General features: G+C 74.7%; 4 protein-coding genes. 2 read left to right on the top strand and 2 right to left on the bottom strand.

Translation table 11 applies throughout. The annotated features are described in order from the left end of the window. Window positions 1–474: EamA family transporter (locus ACFV4N_RS41250; protein ID WP_499678135.1), on the bottom strand; the 474-nt coding region annotated here is incomplete at its 3' end. 116 nt (window positions 475–590) lie between these two features. Then, entirely contained in the window at window positions 591–1,850 is a 1,260-nt protein-coding gene (locus ACFV4N_RS41245) for a cytochrome P450 (protein WP_499678134.1), read from the bottom strand. Window positions 1,851–2,152: 302 nt separating this feature from the next. On the opposite strand from ACFV4N_RS41245, the gene ACFV4N_RS41240 reads away from it, so the two are divergent. Then, window positions 2,153–3,472 carry a prenyltransferase/squalene oxidase repeat-containing protein gene (locus ACFV4N_RS41240; RefSeq protein WP_499678133.1) on the top strand — a complete coding sequence of 440 codons (1,320 nt, stop codon included), beginning with the start codon at window positions 2,153–2,155 and terminating at the stop codon, window positions 3,470–3,472. Window positions 3,473–3,491: 19 nt separating this feature from the next. After that, a partial coding sequence (locus ACFV4N_RS41235; protein WP_499678132.1) for a hypothetical protein occupies window positions 3,492–3,713 on the top strand: 222 nt, incomplete at its 3' end.

Below are 3,713 nucleotides of genomic sequence, written 5' to 3'. Positions count from 1 at the left end.
GCCCTCAGGCGCCCTACCAGGAACCGCGCTTCCCGCTGGTCCGGGCAGTCCGAGCTCCCACGGCGCGAAGATCAGCAGGACGCCGCCGAAGCCGAGGCCCACCCCGGCCAGGCGCGCCGGGCCCCACCCCCGGTCCGTGCCCAGGGCCAGGCCGATGAGCAGCGACCACAGCGGGGTGGTGGCGTTGAGCACGCCCGCGACACCGGAGTCCACCGTCTGCTGGCCGACGCCGAACAGCACGAACGGCAGGGTGTTGCAGAAGAACGCGGCCACCGCGAGCCGACCCCACAGGCCGCGCGGCAGCCGCTCGCCGGCCCGGCGGGCGAGGGCGAACAGGAACGCCGCGCCCAGCGCGCACCGCACCACCGCGATCTGCGCGGGCGTGAACCCGGTCAGGGCCAGTTCGATCCACAGGAAGCACGAACCCCAGAGCAGGGCCAGCAGTCCCATGCGCAGCACGCGCCGTCCGGTCATGGGACGACCATCCCGCACTCCCGGTTTCAGGAAAAGTGAAACCTCATGAGGGTGCGTTAAGCGCAGCTTCAAGGTCGGAGCCCGCTCCGTCGAGGGCCCCGACCCCGGGGTTCACGTCAGCGCGTGTGGACCAGGAGCCGGTCCACGCCGTGGACGATCGAGGCGGTGCGGAACACCGGTCGGTCCTCGGCCAGGCGCAGGTCCGGGAAGCGGCGCAGCAGCGCCGGGTAGGCCGCGCGCAGCTCCATCCGCCCCAGCTGCGCCCCCACGCAGCGGTGCGCGCCGTAGCCGAACGCCAGGTGCGACGACGACTCGCGGGTGTGGTCGAACCCGGGCGCGCCCTCGCGGTTGGCCGCCGTCAGGGAGACCACGACCGCGTCGCCCTCCTCGATCCGCTGGTCGCCCACGGTGAGGGCGTGCCGCGCGAACCGGGGGAACGCCACCTGCACCACGGTCAGGTGCCGCAGCAGCTCCTCCACCAGCGGGCCGACCGCCGCGTCGTCGTCGCGCATCGACGCGCGCGCCGCGTCGTCGCGCAGCAGCACGTACGCGCCCAGCGCCAACATGCTCGCCGTGGTGTCGAAACCGCCGGTCAGCACCCCGTCGGCCAGGCCGGCCAGCTCCGCGTCGTCGACCGCGTCGCCGTGCTCGCGGATGATCATGCCGATGAGGCCGTCGCCGGGCGAGCGGCGCTCCCGCTCCACGATCTCCCGCATGTACTCCAGCGACTCGGAGATGGCGCCCAGCGCCTGGCCCGCGCCGCCGAGCACGTCGAACCGGGCGGCGGCCAGCCGCTGGAACCGGTCGCGGTCGTCGTACGGCACGCCCAGCAGCTCGCAGATCGTCAGCGACGGGATCGGCAGGGCGAACTCCTGGACCAGGTCCACGGGGCCGTCCGCCGCCTCCATCGCGTTCAGCCGCTCGGTGACGATCTCGTCGATGCGCGGCACCAGGCGCGACAGCCGCCGCACGGTGAACTCCGGCGTCAGCAGCCGGCGCAGCCGGGTGTGGTCCGGCGGGTCGGCGAACCCGAGGCCGCCGGGCGACTGCTCCAGCTGCCCCACCGCCGCGCCGAGCCGGGTGTAATCGTTACTGAACGCTCCTGTGTCGGAAAGCACCTTCTTGGCCTCGGCCTCCCCCGTGACCAACCACACGCGAAGGCCGAACGGAACCGGCACGCGGTGCACCGGACCCGACTCGCTCATCCGCGTCAACTCCTCGACCGGCTCGACCCCGTTCCTCTTCAACGGGAGCAGCGCACGGTCCGGGAGCAGCGACAACGCACGTGAACCGATCTTGCCCATGATCCACCGCGTGGCCGAACGCCGTGCGACCCACCCCACGAGGCCGTCGCGCACAGACGCCAGAGTCGCCATTCCACACCCCTCATTCCCCAGATCGAATCGACGAAACGGTATCCGCACCGACCTGAGAGGAGCATCGCGCCACAGGCGGATTGACACGGCGACGACCCGTGAAAGACGATCGGCAATCGCGCGTGAACGGGGGAAGCCGGTCGAAGTCCGGCGCTGACCCGCAACGGTAGGTCCCCGACCGGGGACGAACCCGAACACCCGTCGCGCGCGCAACGCTCCAGACACCGTCGAGGTCAACGGGTCGGGGCCGGGGGTCGATGCCGTCCGGGTCCGCTCGCGCCTCGCACCCGGAAAGGCCCACCATGCCCGTCAGACGGACCGCTGCGGTCGTCGCCGTCGCGCTCGCCACCTTCGCGTCCGGACCGGTGGCGCTCGCCGAGCCCGCCACGCCGCCCGCCACCGAGCCCGTCGAGGTCGCCGCCGGGTGGCTGGCCCGCCAACTGGTGGACGGCGACCACTTCGAGGGCGTGTTCGACGGCCGGACCTTCCCCGACCAGGGGCTCACGCTGGACGCCGGGTTCGCGTTCACCGCCGCCGGGGTGGCCCGCGACCGGGTGGACGCCGCGGCCGGGTGGCTGGCCCGCCCCGAGGTGATCTCCAACTACCTGTACTACGACGACCCGGAGAAGGCGTCCTTCGCGGGCCCGCACGCCAAGCTGGCCCTGTTCGCCCAGGTGATCGGCGAGGACCCGGAGGACTTCGGCGGCGTGGACCTCCTGGCCGGCCTCACCGCGCTGAAGTCCGCGTCCGGCCGGTTCTCCGACCGGTCCGAGTTCGGCGACCTGTCCAACGGCTTCAGCCAGGCCTTCGCGGTGCTCGCGCTCGACCGCGCCGGCGGCGCGCCCGCGGACGCCGTCGACTACCTCGTGGGCGGCCGGTGCGCGGACGGCGGGTTCCCGCTGGTGCTGGAGGCCGACACGTGCGAGTCGCACGTCGACGCCACCGCCATGGCCGCGCAGGCGCTGCTGGCGACCGGGCGCGCCGCCGACGCGACCGGCGCGCTGGACTGGCTGGTCTCGGCGCAGCGGCCGGGCGGCGGTTTCCGCGACGAGGACGCCGCCGAGGGCAACGCCAACAGCACCGGCCTCGCGGCGCAGGCCCTGCGCGCGGGCGGCCGCACGTCGGCCGCCGACCGGGCGGTGGCGTTCCTGCGCTCGCTCCAGGTCGGCTGCGGCGGACCCGAGGCGCAGCGCGGCGCGATCGCCTTCGACCGGACCGGGTTCGCCGCGTCCAACGCCACGCGCGCCACCAGCCAGGGCGTGCTCGGCCTGGTGGGCGTCGGCTTCGCCGAGCTGTCCGCCGAGGGCGACCGGCCGGGCGCGCCGGCGCTCGACTGCACCGACGTGCCGACCTCTTCCACCACGACCACCACGACCACCACGACTGCCACGTCCACTTCGGACAGTGCCACGTCCACGACGGCCCCCACGACCACTTCGGTCGGCGGCACCGCGACGACGACCGCGAACGTCGTCGTCGTGGCGGGCAGCGGCACCGGCCTGGCGAACACCGGCGCGTCGGTCGGGCCGGCGCTGTGGGTGGGTTCGCTGGCGCTGCTCGGCGGCGCGCTGCTGCTGGTGCTGAGCCGCCGCCGGCACGTGCCGGCGGAGGAGCGCGGGTGAGGCGCGGGCCGGTCGTGAGGTGGGCTTCCGGGACGGGCGCGCCGTGACCGCCCGGTGGCGGCGGACCCTCGCGGCGGTGGCCGCCGCCGGGCTCGCCGCCCTCGGCGCGCCCCCGGTCGCGCACGCGGCCGACAGCGCGGGCCTCACGGTCGTCGTGGACTTCCCGGCGCTGGGCGGCGTGCGCACCCGGTGCGCGCCGGGCGACCCCTCGTCGGGCGCGGGCGCGCGGAGCGCCCCCAGG

The sequence above is a fragment of the Actinosynnema sp. NPDC059797 genome (genome assembly GCF_042732085.1).
Classification (GTDB): Bacteria; Actinomycetota; Actinomycetes; order Mycobacteriales; family Pseudonocardiaceae; genus Actinosynnema.
The sequence above is the reverse complement of the archived record's forward strand: the minus strand, read 5'-3'. Positions and strand labels throughout refer to the sequence as shown.

Coding starts and splice junctions, on each gene's coding strand:
- ACFV4N_RS41240 (WP_499678133.1), top strand. CDS start 2,153: ATGCCCGTCAGACGGACCGCTGCGGTCGTCGCCGTCGCGCTCGCCACC.
- ACFV4N_RS41245 (WP_499678134.1), bottom strand. CDS start 1,850: ATGGCGACTCTGGCGTCTGTGCGCGACGGCCTCGTGGGGTGGGTCGCA.